Raw genomic sequence first — 24,167 nt, forward strand, 5'->3', positions numbered from 1 at the left:
CTGCGCCATTGAGTCTCTTACTGCGGAATGCGTCCGAGCGCCTGCACTTGCCACGCCAGCCACAGCTTGCGCAAAGGCGTCAATTGAATACGTTGGTGCAACACCTGAAAATCACTGCGCTCAATTTCCCGCAGCAAGGTGCGATAGATGCTGGCCATCATCAGGCCAGGTTTTTGACTGCGTAAATCCTGCTTAGGCAACAGTTGCAAAGCGCGGTCATACAACTGGTGCGCTCTGCTCGTCTGAAAGCGCATCAAAGCCACAAAACGCTCAGAATATTCGCGCTTGGTGATTTCATGGGCACGCACATCAAACTGCTGCAGTTCATTGACTGGCAAATAAATGCGACCACGCAACGCGTCTTCGCCAACATCACGAATGATGTTGGTCAACTGGAACGCCAACCCCAAGGTATGGGCATATTCGGTTGTTTGCGCATGTGTTTGGCCAAAAATTCGCGCAGAAACTTCTCCCACCACTCCAGCTACAAGGTGGCAATAGCGCTCAAGCGAAACAAAATCCAAGTAACGCGTTTGCTGCAAATCCATCTCGCAGCCCTCCACCACAGCCAACAACTGCCCCGCCTCGATCCCGAAACGCTGGGCAGCGGGCATCATCGCCTGCATCACTGGGTGCGTGGCTTGGCCTGCATACGCCTTGTTGACTTCTGAGCGCCACCAAGCCAGTTTGGTCGCAGCAACGCCGGTATCACTGACTTCATCAACAACGTCGTCCACCTCGCGGCAAAACGCATAAAACGCCGTGATGGCGTCGCGTCGCTCTTGCGGAAGAAACCGGAATGCGTAATAAAAACTACTGCCGGATTCTGCGGCCTTTTGCTGTACGTACTGCTGTGGGGTCATGGGCGCAGATTGTCCCATGAGCCGGTCTGTGCCTGAACAAAAACGTGCATACCCAAGAACCAAGGCAATAGCCATTAACTCCAAAAACCCAATTCACGCAAACGCGCCTGCAGCTTTTGATCAAACACCGCGTAGCCTTGCGCATTAGCATGCACTTGGTCCGAACGCAAAGACTCATCAGCAAGCACATCGGCCCAAGCCCCCTCCAGCAACGGAACCTCCTGGGTGCGCGCAATCGTCGCATACATGGCATGGTCACTCAACAGCCCTGCTGTAGCCAACAACGTGACGGCAGGAACCGCCACCAACAAGACCTGCGCACCAGCATCCAAACAAGCCCGAATGATCGCCTCAATATGGCGTTGCGTTTCCTGGGCTGAATTCCGGCGCAAAAAATCGTTGCCGCCAATACTCACAATCACGAACGAAGGATGGTGCTCTGCCAACAATGCAGGCAAACGCGCCAAGGCTTGTGCGGAGGTATCACCTGACACACCGGCGTTCACCACATTCCAGCCTGTAGCTTGCGCCAATAAAGAAGGAAATGACTCTGCAGGCCAAGCACCAACACCTTGTGTCAGCGAATCACCTAATGCCAACACTACCGCACCAGCAGGCACTCTCTGCACACGCAGTTTTTTCTTGCCGCAAGCCGCCAAGCTGATAAAACCAGCCAGACTCAATAAATACGTCCCACGCAACAAAGCCCTGCGGCGTGTGATGTATGGCATCTCTTGTGGTGGCGGCATCCTTCTCCCCTTTATGTCCAATCAAAAAGCAAGCTTGTTAGCTCTGCTGGCCATTGGCCGCACAGAAGCACAGCGAGACAAGCGCCGCGCTGGCTTTATGCCACAATTTACAGTTTCATTGATTTGTACGTGTATATGGTCACCGCCGATTCTTCTGACATCTCCCCTTGGGACAGCGTGCGTCGTGCCAAACGCATCGTGGTTAAAGTTGGCTCGAGTTTGGTGACTAACCAAGGCCAGGGCTTGGATGCTGAAGCCATCAGCGAATGGTCGCGTCAGTTAAGCCATATCGTGCACGGCGATGAGCACGGCCAAGGCAAGCGTGAGGTCATCATGGTGTCCTCCGGCGCGATTGCCGAAGGCATGAAGCGCATGGGCCTAAGCAAGCGCCCCAAAGAGCTGCATGAATTACAAGCGGCAGCTGCTGTTGGGCAAATGGGGTTGGTACAAATGTACGAATCAATGCTGCGCCACTACCAACTGGGCAGCGCACAGGTGCTCCTCACCCATGCCGACATGGCAGACCGCGAGCGCTACTTGAATGCCCGCATCACACTGTTGACATTGCTCAAGCGTGGCATTGTTCCCGTCATCAATGAAAACGATACCGTTGTCAACGATGAAATTCGCTTTGGCGACAATGACACCCTAGGCGCACTGGTCGCCAATCTCGTTGTGGCCGATTTACTCATCATCTTGACCGACCAAAACGGTTTCTACACAGCCGATCCGCGCAAGCACCCCAATGCGACCAAAGTTCATTTAGCACAAGCTGGTGATGAAACATTGGAGGCCATGGCGGGCGGCGCAGGATCTAGCATTGGAACTGGCGGTATGCTGACCAAAATTCTGGCGGCCAAACGTGCCGCTCGTTCAGGCGCCTCAACCATCATTGCCTGGGGACGTGAACCCAACATCCTGCCGCGCCTGATGTCTGGAGAAAAAAACATTGGCTCGCTGTTGTACGCTCCCATGCACAAATTACAAGCGCGTAAGCAATGGATTGCAGACCACCTGCAATTTCATGGCTCCGTAATCCTTGATGCAGGCGCTATCCGCAAGATCAGAGACGAAGGCAAGAGCCTGCTACCCGTTGGCATCACCAGCGTCAAAGGCAGCTTTACACGTGGCGAAGTCATTGCCATTGAAGACGAAACAGGTAAGCAAATCGCCCGCGGCCTAGCCAACTACAACGACCAAGAAGCACGCAAACTCTGCCGCCAACCGTCCGATGCCATCGAAACCATTCTGGGCTACGTAGCTGAGCCAGAAATGGTGCACCGTGACAATCTGGTGCTGATTTAATACTCACGCAGCCCTGAGAACGTGTTTAGTATTTCCACGCTGACCACGTTGGAGTCCAAAAGGATGCGATATGCGGCAAAAACCGCTGTCAGACTATCTTGTCCGACGAGAACTTTTAACACAGCAGCGCGCCTTTTGGGCTCCCCCCAAGAGAGCAGGCCCCAAAGACAAAGCCTAAAGCACATCAAATACTTTAGGCTTTGTCTTTTAAATACACCAAACATACGCGGTCAGATCACCCTCTACCGCCTCTTGTGTCCGTAATTTTTCGCTATTGCTTGGCGCTTGGCAACAGCTCTTCAATCCCATACACCTGTGCCAACGACTGCAACGTTGCCGACATACCTTGCACCCCAGCAAACGCCAAGCCAAGGCTTTGTGCCTCACGATGCACAGCCAAAATAGCCGCCAAAGCAGAGGAGTCGAATTGCTTAAGTGCCGAAGCATCAACAGCAATCGCTTGGCCAGAGGCTTTGGCCTGTTTGAGCTGAGGTTCAATAGAGCGCACCCAGTTCACGACTTCATCACGCGTTAATCGAAGCGGCAATTGCAAGTTGAGCATGAAAATGTCCGTTTAATCAAAACAAAAAATCGTGCCAGAAAACGCCTTAGGTCGCATCAGGAATGCCTGTATACAGGCTCCCCCGTATGACTTGTTACTTGGCCTCGCCTTTGCGCAATGATTCAATCAAACCGTCAATCCCGCTGGAATTGACGATCGGCTGGAATTGCGAACGGTAAGAGTCCACAATCCAAGCGCCCATCACATTGACGTTGTAGACCTTCCAACCAAGACCTTGACCGGGTGTTTTTTGCAACCGGTAATCCAATTTGATGGGTTGATCTCCCCCACGCACTTCCGAGCGCACCAATACATCGCTGTCATCAGGCTGCGCACGCATAGGTAGCACCACCACTTTCAAATCACCAATTTGATCCAGCGAACCAGCATAGGTGCGAATCAGCATGGCTTTGAATTCATTAACCACTTGGGTGCGTTGCTCCGCAGTAGCATTGCGCCAAGCAGGCCCAACAGCGGCAGCCGTCATTCGAGAAAAGTTGATGTGCGGCATTACTAGACGATCAACCGCTTCGCGTGCAGCATCAATATTGCCTGATCGCACATTGTTGTTGTCATGGATTTCCTTAAGCACATCTGTGGTGACCTTTTCCACCATTTCATTAGGCGCCATATCCTGCGCACGTGCGCTACCAGGCATACTCAAGACAAATGCACAACCGCTAAAAAAAGCAGCTGTTAGCCATTGATTGATTTTATGAGTCAGCATAAAGCAGTTCTCCCTATTCTTTAAAAGCATTCTCAGCTTTACGTTCTAGCCCAAGGGCCATGAATCACGTTTTGAATGCGCAAGCGGCGCGATAGTTCCCAGGCTAACAGGTTACGCCCCATACAGCCCCATCAACAAACCACCACCCCTGCAAAACGATACATTTACTGAGTTTTTACCTCTGGAACAGCAGGTACCTTGATCTCGGCAGAATCGTCAGGCAGCACACCGTCATCTTCGTCGTAGTAATCATCATCGAGCTTGCCATCACTGGCCTCTCCAGAGACTCTCTGCGCTAAATAAAAGTCCCTCATCATGATGTACGGATCCACCGCGGCTTCTTCGAGCAAATCGGTCGTCCCCAACAAATTGGCACGCGTATTGACAATGCGCAAACCCGTCAGGGCATAGCGATGGCTCGACGGACTTAAATGTGTCAAAGGATTGCCATAGTAGTCCGCAGGCAAGGCTGCTGTGTCGCGCACAGTTGACGGCCCCAATAACGGCAGCATCAAGTAAGGTCCCGTTGGCACTCCCCAGTGCCCCAGCGTCATACCAAAGTCTGTTTTATAGCGCTCAAGTCGCATTTCTGTGGCGACATCCAGCAAGCCACCCAAGCCAAAAGTGGAGTTGACAGCCACACGGAAAAAGCTACTCATCGCAGCCTCGCCCTTGAACTGCAACGTGTTATTGACGAACGACCATGCATCGCCTAAATTTCCAAAAAAGTTGCTGACCCCTGTTCGCGCAGGCGTAGGCACAACCTGTTCATAGCCTCGCGCAATAGGACGAAGCACATTGCGATCCAAGCCTTCATTGAAGCTATAGATGCTGCGATTGAATGATTCATAGGGATCTTGGGGAGATTGGCCATGCCCCTGAGAGCCAGTGGTAGAGCAGCCAGCCAAAACCGCACAGGCCAGCAGTGCCGTTACGCCAAACCGCAAGCCACTGATAACAGTGAAATCAATCCGTCCACTAGTGGTCTGTTGGTGTGTCATTTGCATCGTGTGAAACCCTTATCTTTCCTTAACTTGCATGCCGCCTGGATGCAACTACATCTGGCCGATCATCTAAGAACACGACCATCCGCATCCTGCGCATGTTCAATCAATGCGACCATCGCTACCGCTACCAGATTCTTCCGCAGGAACAGCACCCTCACCAGATTTGCCACCACTGCCATCAGATGCTTTGTTGAACATGAATGCAGAAATCAAGTTCTCCAAAACCATGGCCGACTGCGTCGCTGAAATCGAGTCACCCTGTTTCAAGTTGGCGTCTTCATAACCCGGCTCAATACCAACGTACTGATCGCCCAACAAACCACTAGTGAGAATTTTCAGGGCGCTGTCTTTGGAGAACGCGTATTTGTCATCCATATCCAATACCACTTTGGCGCGGTAGACGTGATCGTCATAGACAATGGAATGCACCCGCCCCACAACCACACCGCTGCTACGCACTGCTGCGCGGGGCTTCAAGCCTCCAATGTTGTCAAAATAAGCCGAGACTTGGTAGGTGCTGGTGCGCCAGTTGATTTGCAGCAAATTGGCCGCTTGCAGTGCCAAAAACGTCAGCGCAGCAAAACCAACAATGACAAACAAACCCACCCAGATATCCATTTTTGATCGTTGCATGGTTCTTTATCCTATCTATTTATTCTCTACTGCGTGTTAGCTGCACAAAAGCGCTCAAATCGTGAACATCACGGCTGTGAGCAAAAAATCCAGTGCCAAAACACTCAGTGACGCCATCACCACCGTACGGGTTGTTGCTTGCGAAACGCCGTCTGGCGTTGGTTTGGCCACATAGCCCTGTAACAACGCAATGAATGTCACGGCTATGCCAAAAACCACGCTTTTAATAAATCCATTGCCCAAGTCAGACAACAAATCAACCCCAGATTGCATTTGACTCCAAAAGGCCCCGGCATCGACACCCAACATCACGACACCGACCAGCCAGCCACCCACAATCCCTACAGCGTTGAAGATACCAGCCAAGATGGGCATCACCATCACACCAGCCAAAAAACGCGGTGCCAAAATGCGCTGCACAGGATCGACTGCCATCATCTCCATGGCACTGAGTTGCTCTCCCGCACGCATCAAGCCAATCTCTGCCGTTAACGATGTGCCCGCACGGCCTGCAAATAGCAGTGCCGCAACCACAGGCCCCAACTCGCGGATCAAGCTCAAAGCCACCATCAAACCCAGCATCTCTGCAGAACCGAAACGCTGCAAGATATAGAACCCCTGCAAGCTCAGCACCAAACCAACGAACAAGCCTGAGACAGCAATGATGCTCAACGAGCGATTACCTAGAAAATAAATCTGATCAACAACCAGCGAAAAACGCTTGAGCGCCAAAACGCCAGGCAGCCACAACAATGCAAACAAACGGGTAGCAAAGCCCCAATTAGCGGTCAATTGACGGACATGAAAGCCCAACTCAGCAGGATTGCACCACTTCATGAGGACACCCCCCTTTGCTGCCCATGCCCCAAAAAATCATCCACTAATGATTGCCCTGGGTAATGGAATTTGACTGGTCCATCAAATGCCCCCTGCACAAACTGCCGCACCAATGGATCTTGGCTTTGGCGAATATGCTCAGGTGTACCTTGCTCAGCGATGGAGCCGTTGGCCAAAATCACCACATGATCAGCAATCGCAAATGTTTCATCAAGATCATGCGAAACCAGCACACTGGTGGTCCCCAACGCATCGTTGAGCTGGCGAATCAAACGCGCAGTAGTGCCCAGTGCAATCGGATCAAGGCCGGCAAAAGGTTCGTCGTACATGATCAGCTCCGGATCCAGCGCAATCGCCCGCGCCAATGCCACACGCCGAGCCATCCCGCCTGATATCTCGCTGGGCATCAGGTCACGCGCGCCCCGCAGCCCGACCGCATTGAGCTTCATCAGCACCACGTCACGCACCAAATCCTCTGTCAGATTGGTGTGCTCGCGCAAAGGAAATGCTACGTTCTCAAAAACGGACATATCCGTAAACAAAGCGCCAAACTGAAACAGCATGCCCATGCGTCGGCGCAAGGCATACAAGCCCTTGGTGTTTTGCGCTCCGACATCCACTCCGTCGAAATAGACACTTGTCTGTGCAGGCATGTTTTGCCCACTTATCAAACGCAATAAAGTCGTCTTTCCACCGCCAGAGGCCCCCATAATGGCCGTGACTTTTCCACGCGGAATCTCCAGTGTCACGTCCTTGAGGATAAGACGCTCACCGTAGCCGAAATTGAGCCGTTGAATACGCACCAAAGATGCGTTGCCACCGGGCTGAAGGGAGTCTATTGTCATACTGTGTGAATGGGCTCATTCAACCTATCGCCCCTGCTGACGGCCTACACGTATTAGCCGTCGCATACAGGGTGCAAGCATCTGGTCTGACGGCTACAAACAAGGCACATGTGCTCATCAAGCCTTCAAAGCAGAACCGGGCAAGTCAGCCCAAAACAGGCATTTTAACGGTTAGGCCTTCAAAGCGACGCCAAAAAAAACAACACATGCCATCACACTTCACCCGGCAAAGCCACCTGCATCAAGGAAGGCACGCTCTTGCGCAGTGGTCTCACGCAGCAACTGGGTGTTGCGATGAGGAAAGCGGCCAAAGCGCGCAATAATGTCCCGATGTTCAATGGCAAATGCCAAGGTATTACCCGCTGCCAAGCCTTGGCACAACACTACACAGCGCTCCTGATCTGCCAGATCTTCCGAATGCATGAGTGGCAAATAAAAAAAGGGCCTCAATACATCAGGCACGAGGCGATCAAGGCCAACTGAAATCGCCTGCGCAGCGTATTGCCGCGCCAAGGCATCCGTAGCAAACATATGCGCAGTCCCGCGAAAGCTGTTGCGAGGATACTGGTCTAACAAAATCAGCAAGGCCAGCGCAGACAAAGGCTGCTCAAGCCAATGACCATATTCTTGGCGCGCAGCAGCCAAATGTGCTTCAAAAAATTGGACTCGAAAACGCGCGTCGAAAACATCATCTTTACGAAACCATTGCTCAGGGCCCGCAGCCATCCAGAAATCCATCACTTTCTGCGCGTTAGGCGCAAAAGACAGTGTTGCCAAATCAAAAGTTGGAGTTGATGCATTCATAGAGGCATTCTCCAGCAAGCCTGAAAACCCAGCTTGCGCAATGATTTTGTGTTTCTCCAGTTATCCACTATAATGCGCGGTTCGCTCATTAGTGCAAACTTTCATAAGTAGGCATTGGGGCGAATTGGTATAGCTTGTTAGCAGATTTGTCTGGCGTGGTTTAGTCCGCTGCAGCCAAGCTGCATCAAGTATTTTCTCTAAAGGTGAAATTCAATGTACGCAGTCGTAAAAACCGGTGGCAAGCAATATCGCGTTGCTGCTGGCGAAAAAATTAAAGTAGAACAGATTGCTGCGGACGTAGGCCAGGAAATCGTGCTCGATCAAGTGCTTGCCATCGGCAGTGGCGCTGATCTGAAAATCGGCACGCCTTTGGTTTCCGGTGCCAGCGTCAAGGCAACTGTGGTGTCTCATGGCAAGCACGACAAAGTGCGCATCTTCAAGCTGCGTCGTCGTAAGCATTACGTCAAACACCAAGGTCATCGCCAGCGCTACACTGAGCTCCAAATCGGCGATATCGCTGCTTAATGCAGCAGCACGAAAGGTTTTAAAATGGCACAGAAAAAAGGCGGCGGCTCTACGCGCAACGGACGTGATTCCAAGCCAAAAATGCTGGGTGTGAAGGCCTACGGCGGCGAACTGGTGAGCGCAGGCTCCATCATCGTACGCCAACGCGGCACTCGCATGCATGCTGGCTCTAACGTCGGCATTGGTAAAGACCACACTCTCTACGCTTTGGTGGATGGCCACGTGGTTTTCCGCAACAAAGGCGCTTTGAACAAGCACACTGTTGAAGTGACTTCTGCCTAATCACAGGTAGAGCCCATTTCACGACAGTGCAATAAAAGCCCCGCTTGCGGGGCTTTTTATTTGCGCGATGTTGATGCAGACCACGCCATAGCGCCCATCTGCAACACAGGTTTGATACAAGGACAGTCATCATGAAGTTTGTCGACGAAGCATATATTGATGTCGCAGCAGGCGACGGCGGCAACGGCTGCGCCTCATTCAGACACGAAAAATACAAAGAATATGGCGGCCCTGACGGAGGCGATGGCGGCCGAGGCGGGCATGTCTACGTCGTAGCAGATACCAACCTCAATACACTGGTTGATTTTCGCTATGCGCGCCGCCACGAAGCCAAACGCGGCCAACATGGTATGGGCTCGGATATGTTTGGCTCGGCGGGCGATGATTTGGTACTGCGCATGCCAGTGGGTACGATCATCAGCAACGCCGACACAGGCGAAGTCATGATGGAACTGCTTGTTCCAGGTGAGCAGCAAATTCTGGCTAAAGGCGGTGACGGTGGCTTTGGCAACATGCACTACAAAAGCTCAACCAATCGTGCACCACGTCAAAAGACGATGGGCCGCGAGGGTGACCGTTTCAGCATCAAGCTCGAACTCAAGGTATTGGCTGACGTAGGGCTACTGGGCATGCCCAATGCAGGTAAATCGACCTTTATTACCGCTGTCTCAAACGCACGACCGAAAGTGGCCGACTACCCCTTCACCACACTCCACCCCAACCTAGGCGTAGTGCGGGTGGGTCCGGAGCAAAGCTTTGTCGTCGCTGACATTCCCGGGCTGATTGAAGGAGCCTCTGAAGGGGCAGGTCTGGGACACCAGTTTTTGCGACACCTGCAGCGCACTGGCTTGTTGCTGCATATTGTGGACGTCGCACCTTTTGACGACAGTGTCGACCCGGTTGCGCAGGCGCAGGCCATCGTTGAGGAACTACGCAAATACGACGACGAATTGCATGGAAAACCACGCTGGCTGGTATTGAACAAAATCGATATGCTCGATGAAACGGCGCGCCAGGACATTCGCAAGAAAATGACCAAAGGCTTGAAATGGAAGGGCCCGGTCTACGAAATTTCAGCCCTGGCACGCGAGGGCTGCGAAACCTTGATTCGCGACATTTACCAACACCTGCACGCACAAAAGCCACCGACCGAAGAAGAAGTGCAAGCCAATTTCGATCCTCGTTTCGATCGCTAAACAACCGAGGCCGCGTATATCCAAAATGCGTCTGCACCATAAAAAAAGGTCCTGAATCAGGACCTTTTTTTATCAATCGATCGATACCCACCGGCCTCTATGCCGATTTGCGATTCAACAAGGCATACAGCAAGATTGCACCAAACGTTGCCGTACCAATGCCTGCCATCGCAAAATCGCCAAAGTGCAGTGTGAAATCTCCTGTCCCCAAAATCAACGTGATCGCAGCCACAATCAGGTTCTTATTCTGAGAAAAATCGACTTTGTTATCCACCCAGATTTTGGCGCCTGCAACGGCAATCAGGCCAAACACCACAATCGAGACGCCCCCCATCACCGGCACAGGAATAGCCCGAATCACCTCACCAAATTTTGGCGAAAAACCCAACAACATCGCCACCACCGCTGCAACCAAGAAAATGGCGGTGGAATAAATACGGGTAGCGGCCATCACGCCAATGTTTTCAGCATACGTAGTTACGCCTGTGCCACCAGCACTGCCACTCACCATCGTGGCCACACCATCCCCAATGAATGCACGCCCCATGTATTGATCAATATTGCGCCCCGTCATTGCCGTCACAGCTTTAATATGCCCTAAGTTCTCCGCCACCAAAATGATAGCCACCGGCGCAATCAACAACATCGCCTTGCTATCAAAAACAGGCGCCGTGAAACTTGGCATACCAAACCAGGCAGCATTGGCAATACCCGTGAAATCAACGGGTTTACCAAGCCCCAGGCCATTGGTCAACACCATATAACTCAGTGTTGCCACGATCAGGCCAATCAAAATCAGCAACCTCTGGACCATGCCACGGGTGAACACCGCAACCAATGCCACGCAGACAAAAGTCAAGGCCTGCATCCAAGCCTCAAAGTTGTTACTGGCCATGTTTTTCACGGGAATCGCAGCCAAATTCAAACCAATCACCGCCACAATGGCCCCAGTCACGACAGGCGGCATCAAGCGCTCAATCCATGCCGTTCCAATTGCATGCACCACCAGCCCAATGATCGTATAAGCCAGACCGCACGCAATGATGCCACCCAGCGCCAAACCGATGTTCGCATTGATCCCCGGGCCTGCATACCCCGTAGCGGCTACCACCACAGCAATAAAAGCAAAGCTAGAGCCCAGATAGCTCGGCACTTTGCCCCCCGTGATTAAAAAGAAAATCAGCGTTCCGATCCCACTCATCAAAACCGCGATATTGGGATCAAAACCCATCAGAATAGGCGCCAGGATGGTTGAGCCAAACATGGCAATCACATGCTGCACCCCCATGATGCCCGTCTGCGGCCAAGGAAGCCTTTCATCGGGCGCAATGATGCCGCCATTTTTTAACGCTTGCGCGGATTTTTCAGTCCATTGAAACATGATGTCCTCTTGTCAAAACCATACACAACGAGCCATTTAACTGTCGCCCGCGAGAATACACGTAACGGCCTCATCTTTTTCATGTTTGAAGCAGGAATGGGCGCAACACAGACAGAAAAAAACGCCCAGATGGGCGTCTTTCCTGAATGTCTATTATCCTAATTACTTCTCGGCAAAAGCACGCTCGACAACAAAGTCGCCAGGGGTTGAGGTGTTACCTTCAATGAAGCCTCGGTGTTCGAACAGATTCTTCAAATCGAACAGCATCGCAGGACTGCCGCAAATCATGATTCGGTCTTCCTCACGATTGAGAGGCGGCAATCCCAGATCACTGAACAACTTGCCGTTTTCAATCAACGTAGTGATGCGGCCTTGATTGCGAAAATCTTCACGCGTCACGGTTGGGTAATACAACAATTTACCTTTAACGAACTCACCGAGAAACTCATGCTCTGGCAGCGTTTGATGAATCAGCTCCTGATAGGCCAGCTCATTCACAAAACGCGTACCGTGCACCAGAATAACTTGGTCAAAGCGCTCATAAGTTTCAGGGTCGCGAATGGTGCTCAAGAATGGGGCCAAGCCTGTGCCGGTTGAGAGCAAATACAAACGTTTGCCAGGCAACAGGTAGTCAAGCAACAGCGTTCCCGTTGGTTTTTTACCTACCAGCAGGGTATCGCCCACTTGAATATGTTGCAGACGCGATGTCAACGGGCCATCTTGCACCTTGATACTGAAGAATTCCAAATGGTCTTCATAATTGGCGCTGGCAATGCTGTAGGCACGCAACAAAGGCTTGCCATCGACAGGCAAACCGATCATGGTGAAATGCCCGTTAGAGAAACGCAGCGACGGATCACGCGTGGTTTTGAAACTGAATAAGGTGTCGTTCCAGTGGTGGATGGAGAGAATTTTCTCTTCGTTGAATGCAGCCATGTTGCGCTTTCAGTAATTGATACACGATGGGCCCGCTGCAGCACGCAGGCAGTCATCTTTTGCACGCACAACCACCCATCGAATCAGAATAGGCAATTAACGTACAAAAGCTTTGATTTTCCCTGTTTTTTTAATACTTCAGGTTATATGCTGCTTTCATCGTGAGAGATTTTTCAGCTACCTGCTTGGCAGCCAAGCGACTTGAAAGCACAAAGGCTCTCATCAGTTAGCCGCGGTAGGCGATCATGGGGCAAGCCAAGTTGGTTGACGGCGCTCCAGCGCGTCTATAAACAGCGCTGCCACGTCACATCCAGTCTGGTTGAACACTTCTTGAAAACCGGTTGGGCTGGTGACGTTGATCTCAGTCACAAAGTCGCCAATCACATCCAAGCCAACCAGCAATAAGCCGCGCGCAGCCAAAATAGGGCCAATATGGCTAGCGATGTCTTGGTCGCGCGCCGTCAATGGTTGTGCCACGGCTTTTCCGCCAACGGCCATGTTGCCGCGAATTTCATTGCCTTGCGGAATACGAGCTAGGGCATGCGGAACAGCTTTGCCGTCGATCAACAATATCCGCTTATCGCCTTGCTTGATCGCAGGGATATAGCGCTGCACCATGACAGAAGTGCGCCCATTGTCATTAAGCGTCTCAATGATGCTGCCCAAGTTAAGTCCATCAGCGGCCACGCGAAAAATCCCCATGCCGCCCATGCCATCCAAGGGTTTGAGAATGATGTCGCCATGCTCAGCATGGAAAGCACGAATACGCGCAGGATCACGCGTCACCAATGTGGGGCCCGTCCATTGAGGAAACTCCAGAATATCCAACTTTTCTGGATGGTCACGCAATGCCGCAGGCCGATTAAAGACTTTGGCGCCTTCACGCTCAGCTTGGCTAAGCAAGTGCGTGGTATAGAAAAACTCATTATCAAAAGGAGGGTCTTTGCGCATCAGTACGGCATCGAAATCTGCCAGCGCTTGCTCTCCTGCTGCGACCTGACGCCACCAAGGCTGCGCATCATCGCCTTTTGCGTAGCGTGCAGGGTCAACATCCAGCAACTCTATGGTTTGCACAGCCGCCGTCACACGCCCACCATGCACCCAATACAGATCAGAGGGAAGACAAACCGAGACCTGATGCCCTCTTCGCTGTGCTTCGCGCATCATCACATAGGTCGTATCTTTATAGATCCTGAAACTATTCAGGGGATCAATGACAAACAACAAATTCATACAAATACTTATTCCTGATTTTTTCACTGGTCACTAAACGAGAGCAGCAGTCACAAACTGGCTGCCAATTCCCGAATGTGAGCCGCTCGACCCAAGGCATCCTTCCAGTCCACGGCTTGCCCTTCTTGGGTAAAAAAAATCAAAATCATTTCTTGGCTACAGGGGAACATGGTGATGCGAATTTCCTGGTGAATCAACACGCAATAGCGCAACGGCCCGAGTTCCTCAAAGAAACTGCCGTGCCGCTGGTAATGGCGCCAGTAATCCGTAGACGCTTCTGCCAAAGCCCCCTCTTGCACCAACCGGCCAACACCATGCACGACTACCCCGGTCGACACATCAACCACTGCACAGCCTTCCAGCGCAGGAAAATCAACAGGCATTTGGTCCACAATGCCTTTCAAAGTTTGAAATTGATTTCTCCATGCACTAGAAGTATTCATAAAAAGACACTACACAAGAAGGAAATGGGCAAGGCGCCTTCATCAAGAAAAACCGTGCTTTGTACATCAAAAGACCAAGACACGCTTGCCAACAAAAAAAGGGCCAACATACAAACGGCGAAATCTCACGCCAACGGCGAGACCCGGCGCAATAATAATATGAGACCATGGCTATCTCATAGAGTACGACAATGCACCACTACTCCCTCACCGATATTGCCCAAGCTGCAGCTGCTTTGATTGTGGAAGAGGGCATGGAGTTTGGCCCTGCGAAAAAACGTGCCGCAAAACAACTTGGCCTGCGCACCAACACTGCGCTGCCAGACAATGTACTGGTTGAAGAAGCTGTGCGTGAGTACATTGCTCTATTCAAGGCAGAAGAACAACCGCAGGAACTCTACGCACTGCGCTGCATTGCGCACAATTGGATGCTGCGCCTGCAAGAGTTTGCCCCTTTACTAGGTGGTGCAGTGTGGAATGGAACGGCAACACGCTTTAGCAATATTCATCTGCAGCTCTTTTGCGATGACATTAAGGCACTCCCAATCTGGCTACTCAACCAAGGCCTGCATTTCGAGACCGAAGAAACCTCTGGCATTTCTGGCCTCTCAACGGAGGTGCTGATTTTAGAGGAGCCCACGCCCGAACCCTGTTTGGACTCCACAGTACTCATCTGCTTATGGAATAACGCCAGCACAGCGCAACGCGGAGCCCTTCAACCTGGTCCAGATGGGCGGGCATTACGCGGGCCTTTATCTGCATTGGAATCGCTCATGGCAGAATGCGCAGCACCATGAACCCCGCAGAATCTCCTCATACACACGATCGCAAAAGCATTCCTCCCGATGCACAGCGCAGGCTCTGGCTAACCTACAGTGCAGGTGCCGTTGGTTTGGCGGCTATCGCTGGAGCAAGTTATTGGCTACAACAACGCCAAGCAAACACAGATGTCGCGAATTTAACCAACGACCCATTATGGGGGCTATTCTTTCCCAGCCCGGACGGAACCACCCTGCATCTGTCCAAGCACTTTGGAGAGCCACTGATCATTAATTTCTGGGCGACTTGGTGCGCGCCCTGTATCGAAGAGCTACCACTACTCAATGAATTTCATGCGCGCGCCAACGGCTGGACCACTATTGGTATTGCGGTTGATACGCCCGCCAACGTGCAACGTTTTATTCAACGCTTTAACCTCGGCTTTCCTATTGGCATTGCTGGTGCTCCCGGCGTAGGCATAGCCAAAGAACTAGGCAATACAGGCGGACTCCCCTTCACACTGGTAGTTGATCGCAAAGGCCTGATTCGCGAGCGTAAAATCGGTCAGATTGCCCCAACCGATTTAAGCCATTGGGAGTCGCTGGCTTAAGTTCCCGTAGAATGCGCCACCCAAGGGGCAATCAGCGATGGCAATTTGCTCTGCTATGCGCACCAATTAATGGCTAAGCTGCGCAGCACTTAAAAGACGACATTTCACCCAATTTGTTGTCAACTGCATCGCAATACCAATCTAAAGCGAACAAGTATTGCGTATAGGGCATCACGACCGTAGTCTTAGGTTTTTTGCAAACACAAGCACAAAAACGCCCTGCGATCATACAACTTATAAACAATTAGCATAAAATAAGAAAAGATAATGGCAAATGCCACTTAATTTCTTTCTTATCGCTACATCTCTGGAGCTAGACCAGCATGGATCTCAGGAAACTCAAAACCCTGATCGACCTCGTATCAGAATCAAACGTGACCGAGCTCGAAATCACTGAAGCAGAAGGCAAAGTGCGCATCGTTAAAGGCGGCGCAGGCCCTGTTTATGTTCAGGCCCCAGCGAATGCCGCCGCCCTGACTGTGGCCGCCCCTTTGGCCGCTGCACCTGCCGCAGAATCCGCTGCGGCAGCGCCGACTGCTGCCGCAGGCGCCTCCATCACCGCCCCCATGGTGGGCACGTTCTACCGCTCCCCCAATCCTTCCGCCGACCCGTTCGTGGAAGTGGGCACGCAAGTCAAAGAAGGCCAAACCGTTTGCATCATTGAAGCGATGAAAATCCTCAATGAAATCGAGGCCGATCGCTCCGGCACCATCAAACAAATTTTGGTAGACAACGGACAAGCCGTCGAATACGGCCAACCCTTGTTCATCATTGAGTAAACGGTTGACGGCGCACAGCCCCAGCCAAGAGGCAACCGCCACAAGACTCACGAGGTCTACCCATGTTTAAAAAAATCTTGATCGCCAACCGTGGCGAGATTGCCCTTCGTGTTCAACGCGCTTGCCGCGAACTGGGCATCAAATCCGTCATGGTCTACTCCGAAGCAGACCGGGACGCTAAATACATTCGCTTGGCTGACGAAGCCATCTGCATTGGCCCCGCACCTGCAGGAGCGAGCTATTTGCAAATGCCGTCCATCATCTCTGCAGCAGAAGTCTCCGATGCAGAAGCGATTCACCCTGGCTACGGGTTCCTGAGCGAAAACGCCGACTTTGCCGAACGGGTTGAACGCAGCGGCTTCGCCTTCATCGGCCCCACTGCAGAATCCATCCGCATCATGGGCGACAAAGTGTCGGCCAAGCAAGCCATGATCAAGGCTGGCGTGCCCTGCGTACCCGGCTCTGAAGGCGAGCTGTCGGATGACCCGACTGAGATGCGCGCTACTGCGCGTGCTGTAGGCTACCCGGTCATCATCAAAGCCGCAGGCGGCGGCGGACGCGGCATGCGCGTAGTCCATACAGAAGCAGCACTGGTCAACGCAGTACAAATGACCAAGAGTGAGGCCCAGGCAGCATTCGGCAACCCTGCTGTGTACATGGAAAAATTCCTGGAAAACCCTCGCCATATCGAGATCCAGGTGCTGGCCGACACCCATGGCAATGCCGTGTATTTGGGCGAGCGCGATTGCTCCATGCAGCGTCGCCATCAGAAGGTGATTGAAGAAGCGCCTGCATTTGGCATTCCCCGCCGCTTGATCGAAAAAATCGGTGACCGTTGTGCTGCAGCATGCAAACGCATTGGCTACCGTGGCGCAGGAACCTTTGAGTTCCTGTACGAGAACGGCGAGTTCTATTTCATTGAAATGAACACTCGCGTGCAAGTGGAACACCCTGTGACCGAGATGATCACCGGCGTCGATGTTGTGAAAAACCAAATTTTGGTCGCAGCAGGTCAAAAGTTAGGTTTCACACAGCGCGATATTGAAATTCGTGGCCACGCCATCGAGTGCCGCATCAACGCTGAAGACCCTTACAAGTTCACCCCATCGCCAGGCAAGATCACCACATGGCATGCCCCTGGTGGCCCAGGAGTTCGGGTGGACTCGCACATGTACACAGGCTATACCGTGCCGCCCAACTACGACTCTATGATCGGCAAGGTCATTGTGCATGGCGACACGCGTGAAGAAGCCTTGGCCCGCATGAGCAGCGCTCTGCTGGAAACCGTGGTTGAAGGCATCAAAACCAATATTCCTCTGCACCGTGAATTGCTGGTCGATGCCAATTTCGCTACAGGTGGCACCAACATTCATTACCTGGAAAAGTGGCTCGAACAGCGCCCTGACCGTACCTAAGCTGCACAAATTAGCAGCCATCTCCCACCAAAGCGGCAAGTTGGATTCATCGCATCCCTTGCCGCTTCAGCTTGAAAGCCACCAATGTTTGCCCTGACCATTTTGTGCCCCCAAGACAATGTTGACATCGTCAGCGAGGCACTTGAAGCATTGGACGCCCTGAGCGTATCTGTTGAAGATGCCGACGCCCAAACTGCCGACGAACAAGCCCTGTTTGGCGAACCGGGCATGGAGCCAGAACGTCTAGCCTGGAACCGCAGCGTCATCAGTGCCCTATTTCCTGACCAACAAAAAGCACATCAAGCACAGCAAATTCTGGCGGTGCAAGATTTTTATGCAGGCTGCCAACTCCAGTCTCTGCAGGAAGTCCCCGACCAAGATTGGGTGACGTTGACCCAATCGCAATTTGCGGCCGTTGAAATCACGCCAGAATTCTGGATTGTGCCCAGCTGGCACGACATCCCTGCCCAAGCCAAGGTGAGCATTGAACTGGATCCGGGCATGGCATTTGGCACCGGAACACACCCAACCACACGCATGTGCCTGCGTTGGTTGGCACAGCAAAACCAGGCACAACACACACTGCGCAATCAATCGGTGCTCGATTACGGCTGTGGCTCTGGCATTCTGGCCATCGCAGCGGCCAAATTTGGTGCTGCGCCCGTTGATGCAGTAGACATTGACGAAGCAGCCATTGCTGCAACAGCCAACAATGCCGAAAAGAACCAAGTCGCACTGCGCAGCGGCATGCCTGACATCATTGCAGACACATACCAAGTGGTGCTTGCCAATATTCTGGCCAACCCACTGCAAGTCCTCGCCCCGCTGCTGTGCAACCATGTGGCTGCTGGAGGGCATCTGGTGCTGGCTGGCATTTTGGAACGCCAGGCAGATCTGCTTAAAACAGCCTATGCCCCATGGGTTCAGTTAGAGGTCACTGACAGTGAAGATGGCTGGATTTTGATGACAGCCAAGAAGGCCTAACGGCATCAAGCTCGAAGAATAGCACCGCTCCCAATGATTCGACTCTATCTGCTTGCAGACAATGGAGTTCAGTGCCTGCGACGTTGCACCGCAAGCGGCGGCCATCACCAACACGTTCTCAGGCACAATAACGCGTCCACTCTTTAGCACCGCACCCCAAGCTTTCCGCTGTTGACACCGTTCCCCGTATGAGCCTCATCACACGATGCCCCAGTTGCGCAACCAAATTCAAGGTCACGCCTGAGCAATTGCGCGTCTCTGAAGGCTGGGTACGCTGCGGTCGTTGCAACAATATTTTCGATGCAACAGATCATCTGCTTGAAGGGCAAATCCCCCCACCAGCAGATGAGCAGTCGGGCAGCACGGTTCCTGCATCAAACCTCGATAACAGCACAACACCATCTTCTGATGGTGCAGATCATGAAAGACCTTCCGAGCGTTGGCTCAAAGAGCTTTCAGAAACATTTTCACCCACAGCGACACCATCAGACGGCAGCAGCCAATCCGATGCCTTAGTCCATGCGGCGCAAGCGGAGGCTCAAGAACCGACGACAGACATTGGCCCCGAGATCGAGCCAGCGGATGACGCAAACGCAACGCCTTCTGAGAATGCCCCGGATGATCTGGGCAGCTTCCAAGATGAATTAGAACGCTGGCAAGCCAAGCAATCGGCCACACCCGCACAGCCTTCACACGTACCTGCGACTGAAGACGCCAGCACTGATGTAACGCAGAGTATCGGTGGGCAAGACCATACCGACCAGCAAGAAAGCCTAGCCGCCTCACTCAAGAGGCCCAGTGTAGAAAGCGCACCAACTGCTGCGCCAGAACCTGAATCCACACTCGCCCCAGCACAAGCTGCACCATTGGATTCAGCCCAACACACTGAGGGGGAACTGCCCCTTGCCAACGAAGCTGAACTTGCCCCTTATGAACCAGTCCCACAAGACAGTGATGGCATGGTGGGCTATCCAACACAAGAGCAGTTGGATGAATACAACGCGGCATTCAGCGAAACCCAAGAGCTGCGTTTTATTCGCGAAGCTGAACAGAAAGCTTTCTGGCGCCGCCCCGCCATACGCGCACTCATGGGCTTGCTCGCACTGCTGCTACTGGCACTTTTGACAGCTCAGTACACGTACTACCAGCGAGACAGCATCGCAGCCATATCCCCCCAATGGAAGGCCCGCATGCAGACCGCCTGCAACGCTTTAGGCTGCACGATCACGCCATTGCAAGCCCTTGAAGATTTAGTGCTTGACGGCTCCACCTTTCAATCCGAGGGCAACAATCGCTACACACTCTCTTGGAGTGTGCGCAACCGCAGCAGCCAATGGATTCAAACACCTGCTCTGTCGCTGAGTTTGCGCGACGAAAATGGTAAAACCCTGATTCGCCGCACCATCGAGGCCTCCGAGATCAACCAAGTACCGCTTGAGTTGGCACCTGGTACAGCTTGGAAAGCTGAAAAAAGCCTGGTATTGAATACCTACGCAGACGCCATTACGGGCTATCAACTGCAGATTTTTTATCCCAACACACCCTAGCCTGCACGACTGCAAAGCAATCTGAGCAGAGAGCTCGCTCAGCCGTTCAAAACAGAGAGTTCGACAGTACCTCAAACAACGGCTGCAGCTCTTTATTGACACCAATTGAAAGGACTTCCTCCATGGCCGTATTGATTTGTGGCTCCGTCGCATTTGACACCATCATGAACTTCGACGGCCGCTTTGGTCAGCAAATTCTGCCCACGCAATTGCACATTCTGAACGTCTCATTTCTGGTCAACACATTGCGCAAAGACTTTGGTGGTTGCGCAGGCAATATCGCTTATGGCCTCCAGTTGCTTGGCGGGCACGCCGTTCCCATGGCCGCAGTGGGCCAAGACGGTGCAGAGTATTTGACGCGTCTGGACCAGCTGGGTATTGACCGCAGCAAAGTGCTGCAACTGTCTGATACCTACACGGCACAAGCCATGATCATGACCGATCTGGACAACAACCAGATCACCGCTTTTCACCCGGGCGCTATGGCGCAGGCACACCAGAACGTGATCGAAAATTTGCCTAGCGATATTCGTCTGGCCATCATCTCGCCCGATGGTCGCGACGCCATGATCGAACATGCCCAGCAATTAACCGCTGCCAACATCCCATGGGTGTTCGACCCAGGTCAAGGCTTGCCTATGTTCAGCGGTCAAGAGTTGCAACAGTTCATCGCACAGGCCAGTTGGGTCACGGTCAACGACTACGAAGGTCAGATGCTGGTCGATCGCACCGGCCTGCCATTGGAGGCCATTTCCAAGCAAGTCAAAGGCCTGATCGTGACGTTAGGTGCAGAAGGTTGCGACATCTGGGTAGATGGTCAAAAAGAACATATCCCAGCTGTCACCGTTGAGGCTGCAGTGGACCCCACCGGTTGCGGCGACGCTTGGCGCTCGGCCCTGCTCTACGGGCTGGAAAAAGGCTGGAGCCTGCCGCAATGTGCACGCTTGGGCAATGCGGTGGCAGCGCGAAAAGTGGCCGCACGCGGACCACAAAATTACACATTGGATGGCCTTGACGCCAGTGCCTTCGGCGCCTAAGCTGCCCCGGTCACCACATCTCCACCAGTTTGCTTATTCATGCATATTCACATCCTCGGCATTTGCGGCACCTTCATGGCAGGCGTGGCAGCACTAGCTAAAGCCAGTGGCCACACCGTCACTGGTTGCGACGCACAGGTTTACCCGCCTATGAGCGACCAGCTTCGTGCGCTGGGTATTGAACTGATGGAAGGCTATGGTGCCGAGCAAGCAGCTATTGGGGCGGACTGCTTTGTCGTTGGCAACGTTGTCAGCCGGGCTCGCCTGACCGATGGCAGCCCACGCTACCCACTGATGGAGGCCATTCTCAACCAAGGCCTACCCTATACCAGTGGCCCACAGTGGCTAGCCGAACATATGCTGCCGGGCCGACATGTGCTGGCTGTAGCAGGCACACACGGCAAAACCACCACCACATCCATGCTGGCCTGGATTTTGGAGGCCAATGGTCTCAATCCCGGTTTCCTTATTGGTGGGATTCCGCAAAATTTTGGTATTTCCGCGCGTCTGGGGCGCCCCCTGCAGAAAGAGCGAAGCAGTTTCTTCGTAATCGAAGCCGACGAATACGACACCGCCTTCTTCGACAAGCGCAGCAAGTTTGTGCACTACCGGCCACGCACACTGGTGCTCAATAACCTGGAGTTTGACCACGCCGACATTTTTGAGAACCTGGCTGCCATTGAGCGGCAATTCAACCATGTCATCCGTACCGTGCCGGGTCATGGCCGTGTCATCGCCAATGCCGAAGACACCAACCTAGCCCGCGTAATGCAGCAAGGCCTCTGGAGTGAACTGCGCGGCTTTGGTCTGCCCACTACCGCAGCACTAGCCCAAACCAGCTTTACCGCCACAGGAACTGATCAGCATTTCACTGTGCACTATGACGGCCGCGAAGTGGGCACTGTGCAATGGGCACTCACTGGGCGGCACAACCAACTCAACGCGTTAGCCGCCATTGCTGCCGCAGAGCACATTGGGGTAGCCCCAGAAAACGCCGCCGCAGCGCTGGCTACATTTGAGAATGTGCGCCGGCGCATGGAATTGCGCGGCACCGTACAAGGCGTGTCGGTGTATGACGACTTTGCCCACCACCCCACGGCCATTGCCACCACACTAGAAGGTTTACGTCGCACATTGCCTGCACAAGCGCGTATCTTGGCCGTCTTTGAGCCGCGCAGCAACACCATGAAGCTGGGCACCATGGCTGCGCAATTGCCTGCTGCCCTGCAAGCAGCGGATCAGGTGTTCGCATACACCCATCAACTGGGCTGGGATGTTGCTGCTGCGCTGGCCCCGCTGGGCAGCAACGCCAGCACCTTTGATGACCTCAATGCGTTGGTAAACACCATTGCCAATCAAGTACGCCCCGGCGACCATATCGTGTGCATGAGCAATGGCAGTTTTGGTGGCATCCATGACAAGCTACTCAGTGCACTGGCGCCTGCTGCGCGGCAAACCTGAAGGCGATTGACCAATGGCACTGACGCTGCAACAACTGGCACCACACCTGCAAAAAGGCCTTGCGCCGCTGTATGTTCTGCACGGTGATGAACCCTTGCTGGAACAAGAAGCACTGGATACGATTCGCAGCACAGCGCGCGCGCAAGGCTTCAGTGAGCGCACGGCTTTTGTAGGCGCAGCCACGCAATTTGACTGGTCTGCTGTATTAGCCGCCAGTGCCAGTCAAAGCTTGTTTGCGGACAAGCAAATTGTCGAAATCCGTCTACCCACCGGCAAACCCGGCAAAGAAGGCGGCTCCATCCTGCAGAAACTCGCAGAACAAGCAGGCCAAAGCACACAAGCCCAAGACACCCTACTCATCATCTTGTTACCCCGTGCTGATCGCACCATGCAGCAAACACCATGGTTTGCCGCACTGGAACGCGCAGGCGAAGTCGTGCGCATTGACCCTATTGCCCGCCGCGACATGCCCGCTTGGTTGGCTCAGCGCCTCAAAGCACAAGGCCAGCACGTCGCCAACACAGAAGAAGGGCAGCACGCCTTGGCCTTCTTCACCGATTGCGTGGAAGGCAACCTGATGGCCGCCCACCAGGAGGTGCAAAAACTAGGGCTGCTCTACCCTGAAGGCCTGCTGACGCAAAGCCAAATTGAAGCCAGCGTATTGAACGTGGCGCGCTACAGCATCAACGACTTATCCGAAGCCATTCTGTCAGGGCAAACTCTACGCAGTCAGAAAGTGCTTGAGGGCCTGCTGGCCGAAGGCGAAGCCCCTGTGCGCCTGCACAGCGTACTCACCGGCGATGTCTTAAGCCTTTACCACGCCAAACGTGCACTTGAAGACGGCGTGCCTTTGCCCCAGGCACTGCGTCAAGCCAGAGTTTGGGGCCCTAAAGAAAAATGGTTTGAACGTCTGTTGCCACGCATGCGTTTGCCCATGTTGTCACGCCTAGTGCAATCGGCACATATTGTCGATGGCATTAACAAGGGCTTGAAATTCCCCGCTTGGCCCCAAGATGCCCCCAGCGCCCTGCAACGCCTGGTCATGCAAATGTGCCGCGTCGCGCAGGCGCCAACTTCTCGGCGTTGAGCTTGCAGCGTTGTGCCGCCCCTGCCCCACATAGGGCTGGGCCTGCCAACGTCCCTCTCACGAGCCACCTCCTCCCTGTATGCGGGGCGTAGCGCATTGGGCGAATTCACGCCAGATTGCCCACCTCTCCTACAATTGAACGGTTTTATTTCTGAGGACA

Annotated in this window: 26 protein-coding genes; 13 read left to right on the plus strand and 13 right to left on the minus strand. The window is 53.2% G+C overall.

Going from position 1 to position 24,167, the window contains the following annotated elements; genetic code table 11:
- Window positions 1–17 precede the first annotated feature (17 nt).
- Window positions 18–863 carry a presqualene diphosphate synthase HpnD gene (gene hpnD / locus E9531_RS08870; protein WP_136573492.1) on the minus strand — a complete coding sequence of 282 codons (846 nt, stop codon included), beginning with the start codon at window positions 861–863 and terminating at the stop codon, window positions 18–20.
- A gap of 74 nt (window positions 864–937) precedes the next feature.
- Window positions 938–1,612, minus strand: coding sequence for a GDSL-type esterase/lipase family protein (locus E9531_RS08875; RefSeq protein ID WP_136573406.1), 675 nt, complete (start codon window positions 1,610–1,612; stop codon window positions 938–940).
- A 135-nt stretch (window positions 1,613–1,747) separates the two neighbouring features.
- On the opposite strand from E9531_RS08875, the gene proB reads away from it, so the two are divergent.
- Window positions 1,748–2,917 (plus strand): glutamate 5-kinase, encoded by a 1,170-nt coding sequence (gene proB / locus E9531_RS08880; RefSeq protein WP_136573407.1) that lies wholly within the window; start codon window positions 1,748–1,750, stop codon window positions 2,915–2,917.
- A 271-nt stretch (window positions 2,918–3,188) separates the two neighbouring features.
- On the opposite strand, the gene E9531_RS08885 is transcribed toward proB, so the two are convergent.
- From E9531_RS08885 to E9531_RS08915, 7 genes are all read right to left on the minus strand, one after another.
- Window positions 3,189–3,479 (minus strand): STAS domain-containing protein, encoded by a 291-nt coding sequence (locus E9531_RS08885; protein WP_136573408.1) that lies wholly within the window; start codon window positions 3,477–3,479, stop codon window positions 3,189–3,191.
- Between the two features lie 94 nt (window positions 3,480–3,573).
- Complete coding sequence (locus E9531_RS08890) at window positions 3,574–4,206, minus strand: MlaC/ttg2D family ABC transporter substrate-binding protein (protein WP_136573409.1); 633 nt, start codon at window positions 4,204–4,206, stop codon at window positions 3,574–3,576.
- Between the two features lie 164 nt (window positions 4,207–4,370).
- The gene (locus tag E9531_RS08895; protein WP_342210854.1) at window positions 4,371–5,213 is read right to left on the minus strand and encodes an MlaA family lipoprotein; all 843 of its coding nucleotides are present in this window, start codon (window positions 5,211–5,213) and stop codon (window positions 4,371–4,373) included.
- 99 nt (window positions 5,214–5,312) lie between these two features.
- Complete coding sequence (gene mlaD, locus E9531_RS08900) at window positions 5,313–5,846, minus strand: outer membrane lipid asymmetry maintenance protein MlaD (RefSeq protein WP_136573410.1); 534 nt, start codon at window positions 5,844–5,846, stop codon at window positions 5,313–5,315.
- Between the two features lie 54 nt (window positions 5,847–5,900).
- Window positions 5,901–6,683, minus strand: a complete 783-nt coding sequence (gene mlaE / locus E9531_RS08905; protein WP_136573411.1) for a lipid asymmetry maintenance ABC transporter permease subunit MlaE — start codon at window positions 6,681–6,683, stop codon at window positions 5,901–5,903.
- Window positions 6,680–7,528, minus strand: a complete 849-nt coding sequence (locus E9531_RS08910) for an ABC transporter ATP-binding protein (protein ID WP_136573412.1) — start codon at window positions 7,526–7,528, stop codon at window positions 6,680–6,682. Before E9531_RS08910 ends, mlaE begins: the two co-directional genes overlap by 4 nt.
- A 219-nt stretch (window positions 7,529–7,747) precedes the next feature.
- Entirely contained in the window at window positions 7,748–8,332 is a 585-nt protein-coding gene (locus E9531_RS08915; protein ID WP_136573413.1) for a DUF924 family protein, read from the minus strand.
- A 213-nt stretch (window positions 8,333–8,545) separates the two neighbouring features.
- Between E9531_RS08915 and rplU the strand changes: the two genes are divergently transcribed.
- From rplU to cgtA, 3 genes are all read left to right on the plus strand, one after another.
- Window positions 8,546–8,857 carry a 50S ribosomal protein L21 gene (gene rplU, locus E9531_RS08920; RefSeq protein ID WP_136405573.1) on the plus strand — a complete coding sequence of 104 codons (312 nt, stop codon included), beginning with the start codon at window positions 8,546–8,548 and terminating at the stop codon, window positions 8,855–8,857.
- A gap of 24 nt (window positions 8,858–8,881) precedes the next feature.
- On the plus strand, window positions 8,882–9,139 hold the full coding sequence (gene rpmA / locus E9531_RS08925; protein WP_136405572.1) for a 50S ribosomal protein L27: 258 nt from the start codon (window positions 8,882–8,884) through the stop codon (window positions 9,137–9,139).
- A gap of 131 nt (window positions 9,140–9,270) precedes the next feature.
- Window positions 9,271–10,335, plus strand: a complete 1,065-nt coding sequence (gene cgtA, locus E9531_RS08930; RefSeq protein WP_136573414.1) for an Obg family GTPase CgtA — start codon at window positions 9,271–9,273, stop codon at window positions 10,333–10,335.
- Window positions 10,336–10,432: 97 nt separating this feature from the next.
- Here the strand turns inward: cgtA and E9531_RS08935 are convergent, their stop codons facing one another.
- From E9531_RS08935 to E9531_RS08950, 4 genes are all read right to left on the minus strand, one after another.
- Entirely contained in the window at window positions 10,433–11,716 is a 1,284-nt protein-coding gene (locus E9531_RS08935; RefSeq protein WP_136573415.1) for a solute carrier family 23 protein, read from the minus strand.
- Window positions 11,717–11,878: 162 nt separating this feature from the next.
- Window positions 11,879–12,652 (minus strand): ferredoxin--NADP reductase, encoded by a 774-nt coding sequence (locus E9531_RS08940; protein WP_136573416.1) that lies wholly within the window; start codon window positions 12,650–12,652, stop codon window positions 11,879–11,881.
- 243 nt (window positions 12,653–12,895) lie between these two features.
- Complete coding sequence (gshB, locus tag E9531_RS08945; protein ID WP_136573417.1) at window positions 12,896–13,885, minus strand: glutathione synthase; 990 nt, start codon at window positions 13,883–13,885, stop codon at window positions 12,896–12,898.
- Window positions 13,886–13,935: 50 nt separating this feature from the next.
- On the minus strand, window positions 13,936–14,328 hold the full coding sequence (locus E9531_RS08950) for a hypothetical protein (RefSeq protein WP_136573418.1): 393 nt from the start codon (window positions 14,326–14,328) through the stop codon (window positions 13,936–13,938).
- A gap of 191 nt (window positions 14,329–14,519) precedes the next feature.
- Between E9531_RS08950 and E9531_RS08955 the strand changes: the two genes are divergently transcribed.
- From E9531_RS08955 to holA, 9 genes are all read left to right on the plus strand, one after another.
- On the plus strand, window positions 14,520–15,125 hold the full coding sequence (locus tag E9531_RS08955) for a hypothetical protein (protein WP_136573419.1): 606 nt from the start codon (window positions 14,520–14,522) through the stop codon (window positions 15,123–15,125).
- Entirely contained in the window at window positions 15,122–15,697 is a 576-nt protein-coding gene (locus E9531_RS08960; RefSeq protein WP_158291748.1) for a TlpA family protein disulfide reductase, read from the plus strand. The genes E9531_RS08955 and E9531_RS08960 overlap by 4 nt, the downstream gene beginning before the upstream one ends.
- Window positions 15,698–16,020: 323 nt before the next feature.
- Window positions 16,021–16,476 carry an acetyl-CoA carboxylase biotin carboxyl carrier protein gene (accB, locus tag E9531_RS08965; protein WP_136573421.1) on the plus strand — a complete coding sequence of 152 codons (456 nt, stop codon included), beginning with the start codon at window positions 16,021–16,023 and terminating at the stop codon, window positions 16,474–16,476.
- A gap of 62 nt (window positions 16,477–16,538) precedes the next feature.
- Window positions 16,539–17,891: an acetyl-CoA carboxylase biotin carboxylase subunit gene (gene accC, locus E9531_RS08970; RefSeq protein WP_136573422.1), complete on the plus strand. Its 1,353-nt coding sequence runs from the start codon at window positions 16,539–16,541 to the stop codon at window positions 17,889–17,891.
- A gap of 84 nt (window positions 17,892–17,975) precedes the next feature.
- Window positions 17,976–18,875 carry a 50S ribosomal protein L11 methyltransferase gene (gene prmA, locus E9531_RS08975; RefSeq protein ID WP_136573423.1) on the plus strand — a complete coding sequence of 300 codons (900 nt, stop codon included), beginning with the start codon at window positions 17,976–17,978 and terminating at the stop codon, window positions 18,873–18,875.
- A 188-nt stretch (window positions 18,876–19,063) separates the two neighbouring features.
- Complete coding sequence (locus E9531_RS08980; protein WP_136573494.1) at window positions 19,064–20,422, plus strand: zinc-ribbon and DUF3426 domain-containing protein; 1,359 nt, start codon at window positions 19,064–19,066, stop codon at window positions 20,420–20,422.
- Between the two features lie 122 nt (window positions 20,423–20,544).
- A complete protein-coding gene (locus tag E9531_RS08985) occupies window positions 20,545–21,459 on the plus strand; it encodes a carbohydrate kinase family protein (RefSeq protein WP_136573424.1) in 915 nt (304 codons plus the stop codon).
- 39 nt (window positions 21,460–21,498) lie between these two features.
- Entirely contained in the window at window positions 21,499–22,920 is a 1,422-nt protein-coding gene (gene mpl, locus E9531_RS08990; protein ID WP_136573425.1) for a UDP-N-acetylmuramate:L-alanyl-gamma-D-glutamyl-meso-diaminopimelate ligase, read from the plus strand.
- Between the two features lie 13 nt (window positions 22,921–22,933).
- Entirely contained in the window at window positions 22,934–24,007 is a 1,074-nt protein-coding gene (gene holA, locus E9531_RS08995) for a DNA polymerase III subunit delta (protein ID WP_136573426.1), read from the plus strand.
- Window positions 24,008–24,167: the final 160 nt, after the last annotated feature.

The sequence above is a fragment of the Lampropedia puyangensis genome, from assembly GCF_004833285.1.
Taxonomy (GTDB): domain Bacteria; phylum Pseudomonadota; class Gammaproteobacteria; order Burkholderiales; family Burkholderiaceae_C; genus Lampropedia; species Lampropedia puyangensis.